We start from the raw sequence: 19,847 nt of genomic DNA on the forward strand, positions 1-19,847 counted from the left end.
GGTGCGGTTCCCGCTGCCCATCGGCTCAGTAGGTGGCGGCGAGGTAGGCGGCGATGGCCTTGGCGTCCGCCTCGCCGACCGGGGCGTGGTAGACCTTGACCATCTTGGTCACCTCGGACTGCCAGAAGGCGGCCCCCTTCCCCGGGGGCTGCATGGCGACGTAGTCCACCGAGTGGCAGGCCATGCAATTGCCCTGCGCCGCCTCGAACCCGGCCTGATGGCCGGCATCGGCGGGCGGCTTAAGCTGCGCCGTCGGCTCGGGCAGGGCGTAATCCTGCGGCGCGGCGGCGAGGGGGCCGCCCAGCGCGAGGAGCAACGCGATGGATCCGATCAGTCTCGTCATGCCGCCCTCACCCGAGTCGTCTCGATGACGTTGCGCATGTACCCGGCCGGGTTCCAGCGCGGCTCCATCGCCTGCGTGCCGCCGTCGTTGCCCGTCGCCCGCACCCGCAGGGCGTGCGCGCCGGGGGCCAGCTCGACCTCCGTGCTCCAGGTGCGGAAGGCGTAGCGGCCGAGATCCTGGCCGAGGCTCGCCCCGGACCAGCTCTTGCCGTCGTCGGCCGAGACCTCCACGGCGCGGATCCCCGAGCCGCCGTCGAAGGCGATGCCGCGCAGGGGCACGCGCCCGGCCTTCACCTGCTGCCCGTCCGTCAGGTTCGTCACGAAGGAGCGGACGTTGAACCGCCCGATCGGCACCGTCTTGTCCGGCGCCTTGCCGGGTTCGGTGCAGGCGCAGGCATTGTCCGGGATGCGGTAGGCGGTCTTCATCCAGAAGCCCTCGAAGGGCTTGTCGAGCACGCTCACCGCGTTGAGGTGCTTGACCCAGTAGGTCCCGTAGTAGCCGGGCACCACGAGGCGCAGGGGGAAGCCGTTGAGCCAGGGCAGATCCTGCCCGTTCATGCCCCAGGCCAGCATCACCTCGCCGTCGCTTGCGTGGTCGAGATCGAGCGCCTTGGCGAAATCCGGCGTCTCCGGCAGGACCGGCCCGTCGAGCCCCTCGAAGGCGACCTGCACCGCCCCGGCCTTCACGCCGGCCTTGTCGAGCACCGCCTTCAGCGGCACCCCGGTGAAGCGGGCGCAGCCCATGGCGCCGTTGGCGAGCTGGCCGCCGGCCATGCGTGGTTCGAAGAAGCCGCGCGAATTGCCCGAGCATTGGTTGACCGCGACGACCTCCGTCCCCGGCATCGCCTTGAGGTCGGCGAGCGAGAGGAAGAGCGGGCGCTCGACATGCCCCTTTACCTCGACCCGGAACGTGTCCGGGTCGATGCGGGTCGGGATGTCGGCGAGGTGGTAGCGGACGAAGAAGGCGTCGTTGGGGGTGATGGCGCCGTGGTCGAAGACCGAGAACGGCGTCTCAAGCTGCGGCGGGCGCGCCGTCATCTGCAGGAGCGGGCGCTTGCCGGGATAGGCCACCAGCGGACGCTCGCCGTTGCCGAAGGGCAGCATCACCTCCTCGGCGGCACGGGCCGGGCGCAAGCCGAGGGAGGCCCCCGCCAGAACCAGTCCGCCGCCCGTCAGGATGTCGCGCCGTTTGGGTACAGGAGCCATCGCTCTCTCCGCTCGGTCACGGCGGCCGGACAACCCGGCCGCCGGCTTCAGTCAGGGTCGGCCGGTCAGGCGACCTGGGGGTATCCCGCCGGGCGGCCCGGTGCTTCCTGCATCAGCCGCCGGCGGTGGATCCGCCCGATCCATAGTGCGGAAGCGGCGCTGACGACACCGGAGAGGGCGCAATATCCGCACACGAGCCACGGGTTGTTCGGCCCGGAATATTGCAGCAGCGCCGTCGCGATGATCGGCGTGAGGCCGCTCGCGAAGATGCCGGAGAACTGGTAGACGAAGGAGATCCCCGTATACCGAACCCGCGCCGCGAACAGTTCCGAGAACAGCGCCGCTTCCGGCCCGTAGACCGCCGCGTAGAGAATCCCGAACGGGATGATGATCGCGAACCAGATCGCGCGGATGCTGTCGGGATAGGAGACGAACACCCAGAAGGCCGGGAAGGCCGCAAACCCGGAGATCACCGCCCCCCAGGCGTAGACCTGCGTGCGGCCGATGCGGTCGGAGAGCCAGCCGAAGAAGGGAATCGTCGCACACATCACCACCGCCGCGGCGGTGACGCCGAGCAGCGCCTCGGTGCGCGGGACCTTCAGGGTCTGCGTCAGGTAGCCGATGGCGAAGACGGCGAAGATGTTGAACACCACGCCGTCGACCATGCGCGCGCCCATGCCGGCCATGATCTCGGACGGATAGCCCTTCATCATCGACACGAACGGGATGTCCGCCTCGCGGTTGGCCTGCTTCACCTTGGCGAATTCGGGCGTCTCCATCACGTTCAGGCGGATATACGCGCCCACCGCCACGAGGACGACGCTGAGCAGGAACGCGACCCGCCAGCCATAGGCGAGGAACTGCTCCTCGTTCAGGGTGTAGGACAGGAGCGCCACCACGCCCGAGGCGAGGCACAGGCCGAGGGAAAGGCCGATCTGCGGGATGCTGGCGTACAAGCCGCGCTTGTCCTCGGGCGCGTATTCGAACGCCATCAGGACCGCGCCGCCCCATTCGCCGCCCAGCCCGATGCCCTGCACCACCCGCAGCAGCAGGAGCAGGATCGGCGCCGCCACGCCGATCTGGGCGTAGGTCGGGACGACGCCGATGAGGAAGGTCGCCACGCCCATCAGCATCAGGGTGATGACGAGCATGCTCTTGCGGCCGATCCTGTCGCCGAAATGCCCGAAGATCACGCCGCCGAGGGGCCGCGCGATGAAGCCGACGGCGAAGGTCGCGTAGGCGAGCAGCGTCGAGACGAGGGGATCGCTGACCGGGAAGTACAGCTTGTTGAAGACGATGCCGGCCACGACCCCGTAGAGGAAGAAATCGTACCACTCGATCGTCGCCCCGATGAGCGAGGCTGTCACGACCTGACTGATCTTTCCGCCGCTGGCCCTGGGTGATCCCTGCTCCCGAGACGACATCTGGCCCTCCTCCCGTTGATGGTGTGGCGATTTCCTCACCGAGCGGACGCCTTGTTCCGGCGCCTCGTCAGAGTGTTGTCTCATCTCCTTCGCCATCGCGTCGCTGCGCTCGCCATGACGGGGTTCATGCTGCCCTCACGACGGCATCGGCGCGGCCACCGGCATCCCCTGCGGGACGGTCGCCCTGGCCTGGACGGCCTCCCGCGCCGCCGCGAGGATCAGGTCGGAGGCCTTCTCGGCGATCATCACCACCGGGGCGTTGGTATTGCCGGAGACCAGCGTCGGCATGATCGAGCAATCGACGACCCGCAGGCCGTCCATCCCGCGAACCCGTAAGGAGGGATCGACCACCGCCATCGGATCCGTGCCCATCTTGCAGGTGCCGGAGGGGTGGAAGATCGTGGCCCCGGCGTTGCGCGCGAAATCGAGCAGCCCGGCCTCGTCCGTGACGCCCGGTCCCGGCTTCTCCTCGGCGAGGATCAGCGGGCGCAGGGCCTGCGTCCCGGCGAGGCGACGGGCGAACTTGATGCCCTCGACGGTGCAGCGGCGGTCGGTCTCGGTGGCGAGGTAATTCGCGCGCATCACCGGCGCCGCGAGGGGATCGGTGTTGCGCAGGGTGACGGTGCCCCGGGATTCCGGCCGCAACTGGCAGACCGAGAAGGTGCAGCCGGACCAGGGATGCGGCTGCCCGCCCGCCATGTCCGCCGAGAGGGTGGCGAAGTGGAACTGGATGTCGGGCGTGCCCGGCCCCGGCATGACGCGGGTGAACAGGCCGCCCTGGTTGATGCCCACCGCCAGCGGGCCGCTGCGGGTGAACAGCCAGCGCAGGCCGATCCGCGCCTTGCCGGCGAGGCTGCGCAGATCGTCGTTGGTGGTGATCGGCTTGGTCAGCCGGTAGATCAGCCGGACCTGCAGGTGGTCCTGCAGGTTCTCGCCGACGCCGGGCAGGTCGTGCCGCACCGGGATGCCGTGCGGGCGCAACGCCGCCGCCGGGCCGATGCCGGAGAGCAGGAGGAGTTGCGGGCTCTGGAGGGCGCCCGCCGCGAGGACCACCTCCCGCGCGGCATGGATCTCCACTTCGCGTCCGTGCTGGATGACCCGCACGCCGACGGCGCGGCGCCCTTCCAGGATCAGGCCGGTGGCGTGGGCGTCGGTCTCGACGCGCAGGTTCGCGCGCCCCTTGGCCGGGCGGAGATAGGCCACCGCCGTGCTGCACCGCAGGCCGTTGCGGGTGAAGAGCTGGTAGTAGCCCACCCCTTCCTGATCGCCGCCGTTGAAATCGTCCGTGCGGCGGACGCCGAGTTCCCCGGCGCCGTCGATGATGCGCTCGATCAGTTCGTGCTTGTGGCGGATGTCCGAGCACCAGAGCGGGCCGTCGCCCCCATGGGTGGCGCTGGCGCCCCGGGTGTTGTGCTCGCTGCGGATGAAGTACGGCAGCACGTCGCGCCAGGACCAGCCGTCGTTCCCGAGTTCGGCCCAGTGATCGTAATCGTCGGCCTGCCCGCGAACGAAGATCAGGCCGTTGATCGAGCTCGACCCGCCGAGCGTCCGGCCGCGCGGCCAGTAGATCGCCCGGCCGTTCATGGACGGCTCCGGCTCGGTGGAGAACCCCCAGTTCAGGGTCTTGTGGACCATGGTCTTCCCGTATCCGATGGGAAGGTGGATCCAGGGGGAGGTGTCGCGGGGGCCGGCTTCCAGCAGCACGACCCGGTGGCGCCCGTCCGCCGAGAGGCGGTTGGCCAGGACGCAGCCCGCCGTCCCGCCGCCGACGACGACGTAATCGCATGCGATGCGCTCAGGCGCATTCGCGGATGGTTGGGGTTTCCTCACAATTGTCTCCGTCCCGAGCGTTTGTCTCGAAAAACGGTACGTTACGTTCTATTTGATGAGAGGATGTTGCCTGTGTCAATATGTTCTCGGCAATTTCGCTAAGTCAGGCAGGGTGAGGAGCAAGGTATGCAGGTGTTCCACCACGGCGACAGCCTCCGCCACGATCCCGACCGCTACTTCCGGCGCGGCGCGATCATCGGCCATCCCGAGCAGGCGGAGCGCTACCGCCTCCTGCGGGACGCGGCGCGGGACGGGGGACACACAATGTGCGAAGCGGGCGACGCCGGGCTCGACCCGATCCTCGCCGTCCACGATGCGGGCTACGTCGCCTTCCTGCGGGAGGTCTGGGAGCGCCGGGCCGAGTTGCCGGGCATCGCGGACGAGATCCTCACCGGGCACTTCGCCCGGCCGCAGATGCACCGCCGGCCGGAGGGGCTGCTCGGGTTGATCGGCCTCTACACCGCCGACACCTCGACGCCGGTGCGGGCGGGGACCTGGGCGGCGGTCTACGGCTCGGCCCAGGTGGCGGTCGCCGCCGCCGACGCCGCCCTGCGCGGGTCGCACGCCTACGCCCTGTGCCGGCCGCCGGGACACCATGCCTATGCCGATTCGGCCGGGGGATTCTGCTACTTCAACAACAGCGCCATCGCCGCCGAGCGCCTGCGCGCCACCACGGGCGGCCGGATCGCGATCCTCGACATCGACGTCCACCACGGCAACGGCACGCAGGGCATCTTCTACGGGCGCAATGACGTGCTCACCGTCTCGGTCCATGCCGACCCGGCCGATTACTTTCCGTATTTCGCGGGCTACGCCGACGAGACCGGCGCCGGGCCGGGCGAGGGCTTCAACCGCAACCTGCCCCTGCCGCAGGGATCGGGCGATGCCGCCTGGCTCGCGGCGATCCGCGAGGGGCTGGCCGCCATCGCCGCCTTCTCGCCCGCCGCGCTCGTCGTGGCGCTCGGCCTCGACGCGTCGGCGGACGATCCGATCGGCGCGTTCAAGGTCTCGACGCGGGGCTTCCAGGAGGCCGCGACGCTGATCGCCGACGCGCAATTGCCCACCGCCATCGTGCAGGAGGGCGGCTACCTGTGCCCCGCCCTCCCCCGCAACCTCGCCGCGTTCCTTGAGGGGTTCGACGGTGGGCGGACGTAGAGGCCGCGCATCCCCTCTCCCCGCCTGCGGGGAGAGGGGAAGCAGGCCCTCACCCCACCGCGTGGAGCGGGAGCCCCGCCGCCTTCACCGGGTGCCCGAGGGCGGAGCGGAGCAGATCCGGGAGTTCGCCCGGCGTGTCGGCGACGGCGACGCCCGCCGCCTCCAGAGCCGCGCGCTTGCCCGCGTAGCTGCCGCGATCCCCGGAGACGATGGCGCCGGCATGGCCCATCTTCTTGCCCGGCGGTGAAGCCCGGCCGGCGATGAACGACACGACCGGCTTGCTCATCCCGGCGGCGTACTCGGCCGCCGCCTCCTCCATCGCCCCGCCGATCTCGCCGACGAGGACCACCGCGCGGGTGCGTTCGTCCCGGTCGAGGGCCATCAGCGCGTCGCGGGTGGTGGTGCCGATCATCGGATCGCCGCCGATGCCGAGGAAGGCCGACTGGCCATGGCCCGCCCGCGTCAGGTTCAGGCAGACCAGCGTCCCGAGGCTGCCGCTGCGGGAGATCACGCCGATCTCGCCGGGCTGGAAGATGTTCGGGTTGTGCCCCGGCATGATGCCGACGAAGCCCTCGCCGGGCGTCACCACCCCGGCGGTGTTCGGGCCGACGATCCGCGTGCCGTGAGCGCGGGCGGCATGGTGGATGGCGAGCACGTCCCGCACGGGGATGTGCTCGGTCAGCACCACGAGGGTCTTCGTCCCCGCCTCGATGGCGTCGAGGGCGGCGGCCTTCGCGGCGGCGGGGGGGATGAACATCACCGCCCAGTCGTAGGGCGTGCCGGCCATGGCCTCCCGCGCCGTGGCGTAGACCGGCAGGCCGAGATGCTCCTCCCCGGCCCGCTTCGGGTTGACGCCGGCCACGACTGTCGTGCCGCAGCCGAGCATCTTCTCGGTCCAGAAGCTGCCCTGCTTGCCGGTGAGCCCCTGGACGAGGACGCGGTCGGTCTGGCGATAGATCGTCATCGGGCTGCCTCCACCGCGGCCTGAACCGCGTCCTCCATCAGGTCGTAGGGCTCGACCCCGAGCCCCTCGCGCACGAGGCGCACGGCCTCGTCCTCGCCGGTGCCGTGGATCGAGAAGAAGACCGGCACCTCGGGGGCGAGGCGCTTCCAGGCGGTGACGACGCCCTCGGCCATCACGTCGGTGCGGGCGAAGGCCCCGCAGAAATTGACGACGAGGCTCTTCACGCCGGGATTGGCCAGCACGAGCTTCAGGGCCGCCTCCGACTTGGTGTAGGCCTCGCCGCCGATCTCCAGGAAGTTCGCCGGGCGTCCGCCGCAATGGCTGATGACGTCCATGGTGGTCATGGTCAGCCCGGCGCCGTTCGCCAGCACGCCGACATTGCCGTCGAGCTGGATGAACTTCAGCCCCTGCGCCGCGCCCTCCCGTTCGAGGGCGCTCATCGGCTCCGGCGAGGCCATCGCGGCGAGGTCGGAATTCCGGAACGCCGCCGACTCGTCGAGGGTGAGCTTGCAATCGAGGGCGACGACCCGGCCGTCCTCCAGCAGGGCCAGCGGGTTGATCTCGATCAGCTCCGCATCGACGCTGCCGCCGATCCGGTAGAGGGCGGGCAGAATCTCCTCGATCCGTGCCCGCGCAGGGCCGAGATCGAGGCCATCCAGAAGGGCGCGGGCTTCCGCCACGCCGAAGCCCCGGTCGAGGTCGACCCGGTGGCGGCGCAGCGCCTCGGGCCGCGTCGCCGCGACCTCCTCGATGTCCATGCCGCCCTCGGTGGAGAACAGCACGAGGGGCGTGCGGCTCTCCGTGTCGGTGAGGATCGCCGCGTAGAATTCCCGGGCGATAGCGGCGCGCTCCTCAAGGAGCACCGACTCGACCCGGTGCCCGTCGATGGTCATGCCGAGGATGGCGGAAGCCACCGCGCGCGCCTCGTCGGGGTTCATGGCGGCGCGGATGCCGCCGGCCTTGCCGCGCTTGCCGGTGGGGACCTGTGCCTTGACCATGCAGGGTCCGAGTTCGGCGGCGGCCAGAGCCGCGTCCTCCGCGTTCAAGCAATGGATGGCCCTCGGGACCGGGATGCCGGCAGGCGCCAGCACCCGCGCCTTGGCGACGTGTTCGAGGAAGTTCATCGCGCGCTCTCCCGATGGCCGATCCTGTCCCAATGGGGTCCGAACAGGTCTGCCTCGCTTGGGCGATCCTCGGGGATCGGGGTCACGAGGTGGGTGATGTTGAGGAAGTGGCGGTAGCTCAGGTTCTCGGAGATGCTGTTCTTCTGCCAGGACCCGCAGCCCATGCTCAGGGTGAAGCCGAGCCCGGAATTGAAGCCGCCGCCATTGCCGAAGGTGTGGGCGAAGTTCACCAGCACCCGCACCACGTCGAGGTCTTCGGCGAGTTCACGGGCACGGTCCATGTCGGTGGTGTGGATGCCGCAGGAATGGCCCTTGCCCTGGTGGTCGAGGATCTTCGCGACCGTTCGCTTGGCGTCGGCGAAATCCTTCGCCCGGTAGACGGTGAGGACGAGGGCGAGCTTCTCGCCGGAGAACGGCGCCCCGCGCCCGATCCCGTCCTCCTCCACGAGGAAGTATTGTTTGGCCGAGGCCGCCTCGGGCAGCTCGAAGGCGCGGGCCAGCACGTCGGCGTCGCGGGCGATGAGGTCGCGGTTGAGCTTGCCGCGCACCCACAGGCGCTCGGCGATGCGCTGCTTCTCCTGCGGCGTGCAGAGATAGGCGCCCGCCCGCTCCAGGGCGGCGATGGCTTGATCGTAGACCGCGTCCACGATGACCACCGCGTTCTCGGACGAGCAGGAGGTGGCGTTGTCGAAGATCTTCGAATCGCGGATCCGCGCGGCGGCGGCGTCGAGATCGGCGGTCTCGTCGATCATCACCGGCACGTTGCCGGCGCCGACGCCGATGGCCGGCGTCCCGCTGGAATAGGCCCGGCGGACATTGTCCTGCGAGCCCGTGACCACGACGAGGTCGCAGGCGCGCATCAGCGCCTCGGTCGAGTCCTTGGTGATCGGCGCGGGCAGGATCTGAACGAGGTCGGCGGGCAGGCCGATCGCCTCCAGTTCGGCGCGCATCAGCTCCACCACGCGGGCGGTGGTGCGGTAGCCCAGCGGCGAGGGCGCGACGACGATGGCGTTGCGGCCCTTGATCGCCATCATCGCCTTGTTGACCGGCGTCGCGCCGGGATTGGTCGAGGGCGTCACCGCCCCGATCACCCCCATCGGCTTGGCGTATTTCACGAGGCCACGGGCCTCGTCGCGCTCGATGATGCCCACCGACTTGCCGCGCAGCAGGTCGCGCAGGGTGCCGAAGGTCTTGCGCTGCTTCTTGACGATCTTGTCGGCGACGTTGCCGAGGCTCGTGTCGGCCACCGCGAGTTCGGCGACCTCGCGGGCGTGCTCCGGCTTGTAGAGGGCCCAGGCCAGCGCCCGGACGGCGGAATCGGCCCGTTCCTGATCGACGTTCGCGAACAGCGCCTGAGCAGCCCGCGCCCGCTCCATCACGGCGGCGACGGGATCGTGGGCGGCCGGATCGTCCGGCTTGGTGAGAGGCATGATGGCGGCAGGCGACATGGCGCGCTCCTTGAGATGTCCAGGGCGTTTCGGGTCGTAAGCGGGACGGCTCGGTGGCCGGGTCCGGTCAGGCGGTGGGCCTGACCGGGACGGGATGGCTGAGGACGGGCTCGTCCCGGGGGGCGTCCACGAAGGGCTCGTTCGGCCGCATCCGCAGGGCGAGGCCGGCGCCGAGGAGCAGCAGGCCGAGCGAGGCCATGAAGGGCAGGTCCCAGCGGCCGGTCATGTCGATGATCAGCCCGAACACGACCGGGGAGATCATGCCCGCGAGGCCGAAGCCGAAGTTCATGAAGCCCGAGGCCGTGCCCGAATACTGGGGCGCGATGTCCATCGGCACCGCCCAGATCGGCGCGACGATCAGTTCGGCGAAGAAGAACGCGCCGGACAGGCACAGGGTGATGGTCAGGAGGTCGGTGGTGAACAGCACCGGCAGCATGAAGGCGAAGGCCCCGAGGAAGCCGACGACGATGACGCTGACGCGGGCCTTCGACACGTCACCCGTGCGCCGCAGGATCCGGTCGCTGACGATCCCGCCCACCGTGTCCCCGACGACACCCGCGAAGAACACGCCCGAGGCGAAGATCGCGGATTTCTTGATGTCGAGATGGTGCTGGTGGAGGAAGTACGAGGGAATCCAGTTCAGGAACAGCCAGAGCGTCCAGCCGTAGCAGAAATCGGTGAGCGTCACCGGCAGCATCCGCCGCAGCAGCGGTCCCCACGGCACCGACTTGCGCTCGCCCGCGATCTTCACCGGCGGCAGGACGGCGAGTTCCGCCTCCGTGACGCCCTTATGGTCGCGGGGATCGTCGCGGAAGTAGAACCACCACAGCCCGACCCAGGCGAAGCTGATCACGCCGATGATGATGAAGCTGTCGCGCCAGGACAGCGCCACGATCAGCAGTGCGATGAGCGGCGGCGTCAGGGCGTTGCCGAGCCGGGCGGCGGCATGGGTGATGCCCTGCGCGAAGCCGCGCCGGTCGGCGGCCATCCAGTTCGCCAGCGCCCGGGTGGCGGTCGGGAAGGCGGAGCCCTCGCCGATACCGAGGAGGAAGCGAGCCGCGACGAGGGACATCGCCCCCTCCACGAAGCCGATCATCACCGTGGCGGCGGACCAGATCGCGCCGCAGATCAGCAGCGTCTTGCGCGGGCCGAGGCGGTCGCCGAGCCAGCCGCCGGCGATCTGGAAGAAGGCGTAAGGATAGGCGAAGGCCGAGAAGGCGAGACCCAACTCGACATTGGTCAGGCCCAGTTCTTTCTGCATGGCCGGGGCGGCCGTGCCGATATTCACCCGATCGATGTAAGTGATCAGGTACATCAGGCAGATGACGAACAGGACCTTGTCCGTCGCCTTGAAGCGTACGAGCCGTAGCATTCCGCCCTCCTGAGAAGGGGGCGCTCGGGCTTTCTCGATCCGACCGCATGCGACGGCGTGCGGGTCACGAAAACCCGGCGTCCCTGCCTCACGTTTCCACCGTGTCCGGTGCGAGGGGTGCCGGGTCTTAAGCCCGACTTTTCGGTCCCTCACAGCCCGATGAGGGCACGCTAACCATTGCGCCGGGCCAGGAGAAATATATTCTCTTCATCCCGATCATTCAGAAAATTGATCGATATGATTCCGGATCTTGAGATTCCGCTGCTCAGAACCTTCGTGGCGGTCCATGATACCGGAAGCATCACGCTGGCCGGAAAGCAGGTCGGGCGGACCCAGCCGGCGATCACGCATCAGATGCACCGGCTGGAGCGGGCGCTCGGCCGCCCGCTCTTCGACGGCGAGCGGCGGCACGGGGCGCTGACCCGCGACGGGGAGGTGCTCCTCGCCTATGCCCGCAAGCTGCTGAGCCTGAACGACGAGATCCGCGACCGGTTCGGCGGCCCCGACGTCGCCGGCCGGGTGCGGCTCGGCGTGCCGGACCTCTACGCGGCCTTCCTGCTGCCCTCGGTGCTCGCGGGCTTCGCCAGGGTCTATCCGCAGGTGGAGATCGAGTTGCGCTGCTCGCGCAGCCACCAGTTGCGCGCCGCCCTCTCCCGCGAGGAGATCGACCTCGCGCTGATGACCAAGCAGCCGGATCAGGAGGGGGGCGTCGTCGTGCGGGAGGAGCCGCTGGTCTGGGTCGCGGCGCGGGACTTCGACGTCGATGCGCGCTCGCCCCTCCCCCTGGCGCTCCTGCCGCCCGGCAGCCTCTATCGGCAATGCGCCCTCGACGCCCTCGGGCAGACCGAACGAAGCTGGACGATCACGGCGGTGAGCGACAGCATCGCCGGCCTCCAGGCGGCGGTCCATGCGGGGCTGGCCGTCTCGATCTTCCCGCAATGCGCGGTGGACGGCGAGATCCGGCGGCTCACCGCCGCGAGCGGATTGCCGGACCTGCCGGCCCTGCGAATCGTGCTGCAGCGCAAGACAGGCGAATGCTCAGCCGCCGTGGAACATCTGGCGCAGTATATCCTCTCGGAACTGGGCAACATCGGCGCCTGACCGCCTTAACCCTGCTTGCCAAGCAACCCGGCGATGCGGCAGCGCGACGCGATTGTTTTTGCAGTGCAGCAGACTAGGTGGTAGGTGGCATTCCAGACCGGACGATCCTCACGGCTGCCATGAACCACCTCGAACGCGCGCGCGACATCCTGCCGATCCTGGCCGCGCTCTACGCCATGGTGCTGGTCGCCAACACCCACGCCGCGTCTTATCCGGCGCGTCCCGCCGTAACGGGCATCGACGCGGAGCGCGTGGTCTCGGGGCTGAAGTGGCACATGCTCGAAATCGCCCGCAACGAGCAGAACGAGGCGATGCTGTTCCCGGGGAACTGAGCCTCGGGCCATAGGAAACGCCGCGCGGAGACGAAGCCCCGCGCGGCGATCAGGACCCGAGAGAACGGTGATCAGACCGGCGGATGCTGCGGGCGCATGTCCGACTTCTCGATGCCGGCGATCGGCACGGGCTTCTTCATCGCATCCCGGCGGAAGGGCTCGCCGAGTTCCTGGTTCAGGATCACCTCGATGAAGGTCGTCACGCCGCGCGACTGGTCCTCGCCGGCCTGCTGGATGGCCTGGGTGAGGTCGCGGGTGTTGTCGACGCGGACGCCCTTGAAGCCGCAGCCCACGGCGATCTTCGCGTAGCTGAGCTTCGGGTCGAGTTCGGTGCCGACGAAGTTGTTGTCGTACCAGAGCACCGTATTCCGCTTCTCCGCGCCCCATTGGTAATTGCGGAAGATCACCATGGTGATCGCCGGCCACTCGTCGCGGCCGATGGAGGTCATCTCGTTCATCGAGATGCCGAAGGCGCCGTCCCCCGCGAAGCCGAAGACCGGCGTGTCCGGCCGTCCGATCTTGGCGCCGACGATGGACGGGAAGGCGTAGCCGCAGGGGCCGAACATGCCGGGCGCGAGGTATTTCCGGCTGTGCTCGAAGCTCGGATAGGCGTTGCCGATGGCGCAGTTGTTGCCGATGTCGGTCGACATGATCGCGTCGCGCGGCATTCCGGCCTGGATCGCCCGCCATGCCTGACGGGGCGACATCCGATCGCTGTCGCGCTCCTGCGCCTCGCGGTTCCAGGTCGTGCCCGGATCGTCGTCCTCGTGGTCGAGGGAGGTGAGGGCCTGGGCCCAGGCGGATTTCGTCTGATGGATGAGCGCCTTGCGCGCCTCGCGGCCCGGATTCCCGGCCTCGGAGGAGAGCTGTTCCAGGAGCTGCCGGGCGACCTGTCGCGCGTCGCCGCAGATGCCGACCGTGATCGGCTTCGTCAGGCCGATCCGGTCGGGATTGATGTCGACCTGGATGATCTTGGCCTGCTTCGGCCAGTAATCGATGCCGTAGCCCGGCAGCGTCGAGAACGGGTTGAGGCGGGTGCCCAGCGCCAGCACGACGTCCGCCTTGGCGATCAGCTCCATCGCGGCCTTCGAGCCGTTGTAGCCGAGCGGCCCCACGGCGAGGGGGTGGCTGCCGGGGAAGGAATCGTTGTGCTGGTAGCCGGAGCAGACCGGCGCATCGAGGCGCTCGGCGATGGCCGCCGTCTCACGCACGGCATCGCCGATCACCACGCCGGCGCCTGCGAGGATCACCGGGAATTGCGCCGCCGACAGGATCTCGGCCGCGTCCGCGATGGCCTGCCGGCCGCCCGCCGGGCGCTCCAGCCGCACGATCTGCGGAAGCGGCACATCGATGACCTGGGTCCAGAAATCGCGCGGGATATTGATCTGCGCCGGCGCGCAGCCGCGCCACGCCTTCTCGATGACGCGGTTCAGCACCTCCGCGACGCGGGTGGGGTCGCGCACTTCCTCCTGGTAGCAGACCATGTCCTTGAACAGGGCCATCTGTTCCACTTCCTGGAACCCCCCCTGGCCGATGGTCTTGTTGGCCGCCTGCGGCGACACGAGCAGCATCGGCGTGTGGTTCCAGTAGGCGGTCTTCATCGCGGTGACGAAGCCGGTGACGCCGGGGCCGTTCTGGGCGATGGCCATGGCCATCTTGCCCGTCGCGCGGGTGTAGCCGTCACAGATCAGGCCGGCATTCGTCTCGTGCGCGCAGTCCCAGAAGGCGATACCGGCCTTCGGGAAGAGGTCGGAGACCGGCATCATGGCCGACCCGATGATGCCGAAGGCGTGCTCGATGCCGTGCATCTGCAGCACCTTCACAAAGGCTTCTTCCGTGGACATCCTCATGGCGCACCCTCCTGGTGTTTCCCCGCATCGACCCCGCTCGGGTCCCCCGCGATTCCCTGTTCCGGAGTGTTCTGCGAGCGGGCCGTGGCGCCCGGACCGGTTCGATCCGGGCGCGGCTTGCCGGCCATTCATGGACCGTCCCACCGACCTTCGCAACTGAAATCTCGTTTTTTTGCTTTCAACGTTCTGTTTTTTGGAATAGAGGTCGTTTTCAAATGGAAGACACCGTTGAGTCCTCACCGGCCCTCAAGGCCTTCGGTCTCCTGGAGGCGATCGCCGCCATGGATCACGCCCCGACGCTCGCGGAACTGACGGAGGTGGCGAACCTCCCGAAGCCGACGCTGCACCGCTGGCTGACGATGCTGGAAGGCGCCGAGCTGCTGCGGCGGCTGCCGGACGGGCGGCGCTACGAACTGGCGGCGCGGTCGACGGCCTTGGCCTTCGCCATCCTGTCGAACAATCCCGGCTCGATCCGCCGGCACCAGATCCTCCAGGGGGTCGTCCACGACCTCGGGGAATCGTGCAACCTGACCCTGCTTCAGGGCGGCGAGGTCATGTATCTCGACCGCGTCGAGGCGTCCCTGCCCCTGCGGGTGGCGTTCCAGAAGGGCTCGCGCGTGCCGGCGCATTGCTCGGCCAGCGGCAAGCTGTTCATGGCCCTGATGCCGCGCGGCCGGCGCGAGCGGCTGCTCGCGAGCCTGCCCCTCGACAAGCACACCGCCAACACCATCACCGATCCCGCCGCCCTCGAAGCCGAGCTGCAGCAGATCAAGCGTCAGGGCTATGCCCTCGACGACGAGGAATTCCTGACCGGCCTGTTCTGCATCGCCGTGCCGATCCTCGACCGGGACGGCCGGGATTGCGTGGCGGCGCTGGCGCTCCAGGCCCCGGTGGTCCGCCTGTGGCGGGAGAACGCCCCCGACCGCCTGCCCGTCCTCCACAAAGCCGCGTCGGCGCTGGCCGCGACGCTCACCTGACACCCCGGGAGATTCCCATGGACATGCCGCGAGTGGCGCCTTCGTATCCCAGGATGGACGCCCTCGCGCTGAAGGCCAGGGCGTCCGGGGCGGTCCGGGTCGGCGTGGTCTATCCCTGCGAGACCGGGGCGCTGGCGGCGGCCCTCGAAGCGGCCGACCTCGGCTACATCGATCCGGTCCTGATCGGCCCCGCCGCCGTGATCCGCCGGGTGGCCTCGGAGGCCGGGCTCGACCTGACCGACCGGGAGATCGTCGAGGCGCCCGACCCCTGCGCGGCCGCGAGACGGGGCGTCGCCATGGCGGGAGAGGGGGCGCTCGGCGCCCTGATGAAGGGATCGCTCCACACCGACGAGTTGCTGGGCGCCGTGGTCGCGCGGGACAGCCCCCTGCGGATGGGCCGGCGCACCAGCCACGTCTTCTGGTTCGATTGCCCCGCCTACCACAAGCCGCTGATGCTGACCGACGCGGTCGTCAACATCGCCCCCGGCCTGATGGAGAAGGCCGACATCATCCGCAACGCGATCGATCTGGCGCACGGTCTCGGCACCGCCGCGCCCAAGGTCGCCATCCTGGCCGCGGTCGAGACCGTGAACCCCGCGCTGCCCTCGACCATCGACGCGGCGGCCCTGTGCAAGATGGCCGACCGGGGGCAGATCTCGGGGGCGGTGCTCGACGGTCCGCTGGGGTTCGACAACGCCGTGTCGCTCACCTCGGCGCACACGAAGGGCATCGTCTCGCTGGTGGCGGGCGAGCCCGACATCCTCGTGGTCCCGAACCTCGATGCCGGCAACAGCCTGTACAAGTCGCTGGTCTATCTCGGCGGTGCCGCCTGCGCCGGCCTGGTGCTCGGCGCCAAGGTGCCGATCATCCTCACGAGCCGCGCCGACTCGGTCCAGGCGCGCATCGCCTCCTGCGCGCTGGCCACCCTCGCCGCGTCGGCCAAGCCGCACTGATCGCGCCGAGGGCGGACCTCCGGGACCGCGCGACCGCAGCCGGGGCACCGGCGAACCCCGATGCTGGGGTCGCCTTCCTCTCTGCAGGGGCTCCCCCCACGGCCCGTCGCCACTGGACGGATATAGGGTACCCCCCTATACGTCGTGGCGAGGAGGCCTGCGATGGCCCATACGATCAAGGAAAAGACCAAGCTCCTGGCGCGGGTGCGCCGGATCAAGGGACAGGCCGAGGCCGTCGAGCGGGCCCTGGAGGCCGAACTCGGCTGCGCCGACGTCCTGATGCTGGTGGCCTCGATGCGCGGGGCGATCAACGGCCTGACCGCCGAGCTGATGGAAGACCACATCCGCCACCACGTCGTGAATCCGGACGCCGAGCCGGATGCCGAGCGCGCCCGGGGCGCTGCCGAGCTGATCGAGGTGGTGCGGACCTATCTCAAGTGACGAGACCCCATGACCTCCTTGCCTGACCTGCTTCAGCAGGGGACCGCGCATGCCTGGCTGTTCGTGCCGAGCGCGATCCTGCTCGGCGCCCTGCACGGCCTGGAGCCCGGCCACTCGAAGACGATGATGGCGGGCTTCATCATCGCGGTCCGGGGCACGGTCACGCAGGCCGTCCTGCTCGGGCTGGCCGCCACGCTCTCGCACACGGCCATCGTCTGGGTGATCGCCCTCGGGGGGCAGTATCTCGGCCGGGAATGGGGCGGCGAGGCGAGCGAGCCGTACTTCCAGCTCGCCTCCGCGTTCCTCATCGTCGCCATCGCCCTCTGGATGGCGTGGCGCATTCGGCGCGAGCATCACCACGACCACCACCATCATCATCATCACGACGAGGCGAAGCGTATCGCCACCGCGAACGGGCTGCTGACGCTGGAGGTATACGAGGACGGCGTTCCGCCGCGCTGGCGGGTGCGCGCGGAGCGCGGCGAGCTGCCGGCTCCCGAACGCCTCTCAATCGAGACGCTCCGCCCGGACGGGGGCCGGCAGGCCTTCGCCTTCGCGCAGCGCGGCGACGGCCTCGACAGCCTGGAGACGATCCCCGAGCCCCATGACTTCACGGCGCGGCTGACCCTGAGCGGGCCGGACGGCAGCGAGACCCACGAGGTCGCGTTCGAGGAGCACGGCCACGGCCCCCTGCATGGGGGCGAAGCGGACGACGCCCATGCCCGCGCCCATGCCGAGGACATCCGCCGCCGCTTCGCGGGCCGCCGGGTGACGACCGGTCAGATCGTCCTGTTCGGCCTGACGGGCGGCCTGATCCCGTGTCCGGCCGCCATCACGGTGCTGCTCCTGTGCATCCAGCTGAAGCAGTTCAGCCTCGGCTTCGCGCTCGTCGCCTGCTTCAGCCTCGGCCTGGCGCTCACGATGGTCTCGGCGGGAATCATCGCGGCGCTCGGCGTCAAGCACGCCGCCTCGCGCTGGTCCGGGTTCGAGGCTTTCGCCCGGCGGGCCCCCTACGCCTCGGCCGCGCTGATCGTCACGGTCGGCCTGTATACCGGGTGGCTCGGATGGGAGGGCATCCGGCACGGGCATCGGGATCACGCCGTCGCGTCGTCCACCGAACGGTGAAGGCTGGGTGAAGCCGTCCGGGTCAGAGGCGGGTGGTCAGTGCCGTGAGCCAGTCCGGCGAGGCATTGACCAGGACGGTTTCGGCGGACTTGTCGAGCCCGGTGGCGATCATCAGGCCGGTCGCCACGAGGATCAGGCCGAGGGCCGCCTTCAGCCCCTTGCCCAGCCCCATCATCCGGTCGCGCCAGCGCATCAGCACCTCGCGGGACAGCGTGCCGAGGAGGAGCAGCGGCAGGGCCGCGCCGAGGCCGAACAGGAGCATCGTCAGGGCGACGACGCCGAGGTCGCGCCCCTGCGAGGCCAGGAGCGAGGCCGCGCCCAGCGTCGGCCCGACGCAGGGGCTCCACACCGCCCCGAGCAGGAGCCCGACCCCGAACTGGCCGGCGAGCCCTGCGGTGGAAAATCCGCCGAAGCGGCGCTCCGTCCAGTCGCTCACCGGCCCCGCCGCCGCCGCGAGGCGGGTCTGCGCGACGGGCACCATCAGCACGAGGCCGACGAGCACCAGGAGGATCGCCGCCACCGTCCGGAACACCCCCGCGTCGAGGCCGAGGGCGAAGCCGACCGTCGCCACGAACAGGCCGATGACGACGAAGGACAGGGCGAGCCCGCCCGCCAGCGCCGCCGGGCCGAGCCGGTGCTCGGACGCCGCCGCGCCCAGCACCAGCGGCAGCAGGGGCAGGACGCAGGGCGACAGCACCGAGAGGATGCCGGCGAGGAAGGCGAGGCCGAGGGTGGCGACCATGGTTCGCGTCAGATCGCCTTGTCGAGGAGGGCGGAGAGCGCCGCGGGCCTGGTTTCGCCGGTGGAGCGGCCGGTCTCCCGGTCGCCCTTATAGGTGATCAGCGTGCTCTGCATCGTCGCCCGGAACTGCTTCACCACATCCTTGCGGCTGTCGAAATCGACATCGAACACCTGCAGATCCTTGAACTTCGGATCGGCCTCGAGCGTGGCGAGGATCGGCTTCTGCGCGGCGCAGGTGGTGCACCAGGGCGCGGTGATGTGGACGAGGATCGGCTTGCCCGCCTTCTGCGCGGCCTGGAAGGCGGCCGGATCGTAGGGCTGTTCGGCGGCCGAGGCGGCGGTGCCGAACACCATCGGCGCGGCGGCGAAAAGCCCGAGGAGGAAACGGCGGCTGGTCATGGATCGGGGTCCTCGGTTCGTGGACGGGAACAGGTTCGGCGTGTGTCTCGGTGCCCCCTGTCGGCGGGGGCTTTCCCAGCCTTTCGCCGGGAGGCCGGCTTCGGTTTCACCGCCCGGTCAGTGGGGCGCCTGCGTGACGGCGCGGTCGATGTTGATGCGCGCCGCCCAATCCCGGGCACGGTCCTCGCCCTTGAGGTCGATGAGCCTCGCGCCGCCGACGTCGACGTTCTTGAAATCCGCGCCCGTCACGGTGGCGCCGGTCAGGTTCGCGCCCGACAGGTCCGAGCCCATCAGCACCACGTCCGTGAGGTCGGCGTCCGTCAGGTTGGCGAATTCCAGCCGCGACCGTCCGAGATTGGCCCCTCGCAGATTCGCCCCCGCCAGGTTCACCGAGGTGAAGACGGCGCGCATCAGGCCCATGGACTGGTTCCGGATATCGGCGCCGCCCCTGAGATCCACGAGGGTCGCGCCGCTCATGTCGGCGCCCTTGAAGTCGCCGATGGGCATGGAATGGCTGAGGTCGGCGCCGCTGAAGTTCGCGTCCCGCGCGGTGATGCCGAACATCGCCGCGTCCGCGAGCTTGGCGCCCGACAGGTCGGCCTTCAGGAACCACGCCTGTTGCAGGTTGGCGCCGGTGAGGTCCGCGCCGCGCAGGTTCGCCCTGTTGAGCCGCGCGGTGCGCAGGTTGGCGCCCCGGAGGTCGAGGCCGGAGAGGTCGAGGCCGGACAGCGACCTGTCGTGCAGGTCGATCGGCTTGCCGTTTGCCGCCTTGATCATCGCCTCGACATCGGCACGGCTCATCTCGGCCTTGGTCATGGCGGGAGAGGTCATGTCCGCTCCGAGCAGCAGGTCCTGCTCGGCGGCGGCGGGGCCGGCGGCGAGGGCGGCGAGCAGGAGGCTCAGGGCGAGGCGGCGCATCGTGTCACTCCCGGGATGGGCCGGTCTGAGCCGGCACTCGTCTCGTTTTCGGTTTGGGGCGATGCTATGCCGGGCCGCCGCAGCCCGTCGGTGACCGAGGTCACACAAGTCGGGCGCGGCGGGAGAAAAACGCAAGCCGGGCCGG

The 19,847-nt window shown here is 69.7% G+C and carries 19 protein-coding genes; 7 read left to right on the forward strand and 12 right to left on the reverse strand.

Going from position 1 to position 19,847, the window contains the following annotated elements; genetic code table 11:
• Positions 1 to 25 precede the first annotated feature (25 nt).
• The 4 genes from sorB to ACS5Q7_RS12415 form a co-directional block, all read right to left on the reverse strand.
• Positions 26 to 343 carry a SorB family sulfite dehydrogenase c-type cytochrome subunit gene (gene sorB / locus ACS5Q7_RS12400; protein WP_478339611.1) on the reverse strand — a complete coding sequence of 106 codons (318 nt, stop codon included), beginning with the start codon at positions 341 to 343 and terminating at the stop codon, positions 26 to 28.
• Positions 340 to 1,548: a SorA family sulfite dehydrogenase catalytic subunit gene (sorA, locus tag ACS5Q7_RS12405; protein WP_478339612.1), complete on the reverse strand. Its 1,209-nt coding sequence runs from the start codon at positions 1,546 to 1,548 to the stop codon at positions 340 to 342. Before sorA ends, sorB begins: the two co-directional genes overlap by 4 nt.
• A 65-nt stretch (positions 1,549 to 1,613) precedes the next feature.
• Positions 1,614 to 2,972 (reverse strand): MFS transporter, encoded by a 1,359-nt coding sequence (locus tag ACS5Q7_RS12410; RefSeq protein ID WP_478339613.1) that lies wholly within the window; start codon positions 2,970 to 2,972, stop codon positions 1,614 to 1,616.
• Positions 2,973 to 3,107: 135 nt separating this feature from the next.
• The gene (locus tag ACS5Q7_RS12415; protein WP_478339614.1) at positions 3,108 to 4,802 is read right to left on the reverse strand and encodes a GMC family oxidoreductase; all 1,695 of its coding nucleotides are present in this window, start codon (positions 4,800 to 4,802) and stop codon (positions 3,108 to 3,110) included.
• A 126-nt stretch (positions 4,803 to 4,928) separates the two neighbouring features.
• On the opposite strand from ACS5Q7_RS12415, the gene ACS5Q7_RS12420 reads away from it, so the two are divergent.
• Positions 4,929 to 5,957 (forward strand): histone deacetylase family protein, encoded by a 1,029-nt coding sequence (locus tag ACS5Q7_RS12420; RefSeq protein ID WP_478339615.1) that lies wholly within the window; start codon positions 4,929 to 4,931, stop codon positions 5,955 to 5,957.
• Between the two features lie 49 nt (positions 5,958 to 6,006).
• Here the strand turns inward: ACS5Q7_RS12420 and ACS5Q7_RS12425 are convergent, their stop codons facing one another.
• From ACS5Q7_RS12425 to ACS5Q7_RS12440, 4 genes are all read right to left on the reverse strand, one after another.
• On the reverse strand, positions 6,007 to 6,921 hold the full coding sequence (locus tag ACS5Q7_RS12425; RefSeq protein ID WP_478339616.1) for a succinate--CoA ligase subunit alpha: 915 nt from the start codon (positions 6,919 to 6,921) through the stop codon (positions 6,007 to 6,009).
• Entirely contained in the window at positions 6,918 to 8,045 is a 1,128-nt protein-coding gene (locus tag ACS5Q7_RS12430) for a succinate--CoA ligase subunit beta (protein ID WP_478339617.1), read from the reverse strand. Before ACS5Q7_RS12430 ends, ACS5Q7_RS12425 begins: the two co-directional genes overlap by 4 nt.
• A complete protein-coding gene (sauS, locus tag ACS5Q7_RS12435; protein ID WP_478339756.1) occupies positions 8,042 to 9,475 on the reverse strand; it encodes an acylating sulfoacetaldehyde dehydrogenase in 1,434 nt (477 codons plus the stop codon). The genes ACS5Q7_RS12430 and sauS overlap by 4 nt, the downstream gene beginning before the upstream one ends.
• 85 nt (positions 9,476 to 9,560) lie before the next feature.
• Positions 9,561 to 10,865: an MFS transporter gene (locus tag ACS5Q7_RS12440; protein ID WP_478339618.1), complete on the reverse strand. Its 1,305-nt coding sequence runs from the start codon at positions 10,863 to 10,865 to the stop codon at positions 9,561 to 9,563.
• A gap of 237 nt (positions 10,866 to 11,102) precedes the next feature.
• Between ACS5Q7_RS12440 and ACS5Q7_RS12445 the strand changes: the two genes are divergently transcribed.
• Positions 11,103 to 11,966 carry a LysR substrate-binding domain-containing protein gene (locus ACS5Q7_RS12445; protein WP_478339619.1) on the forward strand — a complete coding sequence of 288 codons (864 nt, stop codon included), beginning with the start codon at positions 11,103 to 11,105 and terminating at the stop codon, positions 11,964 to 11,966.
• A 119-nt stretch (positions 11,967 to 12,085) separates the two neighbouring features.
• Positions 12,086 to 12,298 (forward strand): hypothetical protein, encoded by a 213-nt coding sequence (locus ACS5Q7_RS12450; protein ID WP_478339620.1) that lies wholly within the window; start codon positions 12,086 to 12,088, stop codon positions 12,296 to 12,298.
• A 71-nt stretch (positions 12,299 to 12,369) separates the two neighbouring features.
• Here the strand turns inward: ACS5Q7_RS12450 and xsc are convergent, their stop codons facing one another.
• Positions 12,370 to 14,148, reverse strand: coding sequence for a sulfoacetaldehyde acetyltransferase (xsc, locus tag ACS5Q7_RS12455; protein WP_478339621.1), 1,779 nt, complete (start codon positions 14,146 to 14,148; stop codon positions 12,370 to 12,372).
• A gap of 215 nt (positions 14,149 to 14,363) precedes the next feature.
• Between xsc and ACS5Q7_RS12460 the strand changes: the two genes are divergently transcribed.
• The 4 genes from ACS5Q7_RS12460 (at position 14,364) to ACS5Q7_RS12475 (ending at position 17,644) form a co-directional block, all read left to right on the forward strand.
• The gene (locus ACS5Q7_RS12460) at positions 14,364 to 15,125 is read left to right on the forward strand and encodes an IclR family transcriptional regulator (RefSeq protein ID WP_478339622.1); all 762 of its coding nucleotides are present in this window, start codon (positions 14,364 to 14,366) and stop codon (positions 15,123 to 15,125) included.
• Between the two features lie 17 nt (positions 15,126 to 15,142).
• Entirely contained in the window at positions 15,143 to 16,078 is a 936-nt protein-coding gene (locus ACS5Q7_RS12465; RefSeq protein ID WP_478339623.1) for a bifunctional enoyl-CoA hydratase/phosphate acetyltransferase, read from the forward strand.
• A gap of 162 nt (positions 16,079 to 16,240) precedes the next feature.
• On the forward strand, positions 16,241 to 16,519 hold the full coding sequence (locus tag ACS5Q7_RS12470) for a metal/formaldehyde-sensitive transcriptional repressor (protein ID WP_238193862.1): 279 nt from the start codon (positions 16,241 to 16,243) through the stop codon (positions 16,517 to 16,519).
• Positions 16,520 to 16,528: 9 nt separating this feature from the next.
• Positions 16,529 to 17,644: a nickel/cobalt efflux transporter gene (locus tag ACS5Q7_RS12475; RefSeq protein WP_478339624.1), complete on the forward strand. Its 1,116-nt coding sequence runs from the start codon at positions 16,529 to 16,531 to the stop codon at positions 17,642 to 17,644.
• Positions 17,645 to 17,666: 22 nt separating this feature from the next.
• Here the strand turns inward: ACS5Q7_RS12475 and ACS5Q7_RS12480 are convergent, their stop codons facing one another.
• The 3 genes from ACS5Q7_RS12480 to ACS5Q7_RS12490 all read right to left on the reverse strand — a co-directional run bounded on the left by ACS5Q7_RS12480 (position 17,667) and on the right by ACS5Q7_RS12490 (position 19,702).
• A complete protein-coding gene (locus ACS5Q7_RS12480) occupies positions 17,667 to 18,386 on the reverse strand; it encodes a cytochrome c biogenesis CcdA family protein (protein WP_478339625.1) in 720 nt (239 codons plus the stop codon).
• Positions 18,387 to 18,394: 8 nt separating this feature from the next.
• Positions 18,395 to 18,784 carry a thioredoxin family protein gene (locus ACS5Q7_RS12485; RefSeq protein ID WP_478339626.1) on the reverse strand — a complete coding sequence of 130 codons (390 nt, stop codon included), beginning with the start codon at positions 18,782 to 18,784 and terminating at the stop codon, positions 18,395 to 18,397.
• A 117-nt stretch (positions 18,785 to 18,901) separates the two neighbouring features.
• On the reverse strand, positions 18,902 to 19,702 hold the full coding sequence (locus tag ACS5Q7_RS12490) for a pentapeptide repeat-containing protein (RefSeq protein ID WP_478339627.1): 801 nt from the start codon (positions 19,700 to 19,702) through the stop codon (positions 18,902 to 18,904).
• Between the last annotated feature and the right edge of the window lie 145 nt (positions 19,703 to 19,847).

The organism is Methylobacterium sp. Gmos3 (assembly GCF_056430985.1).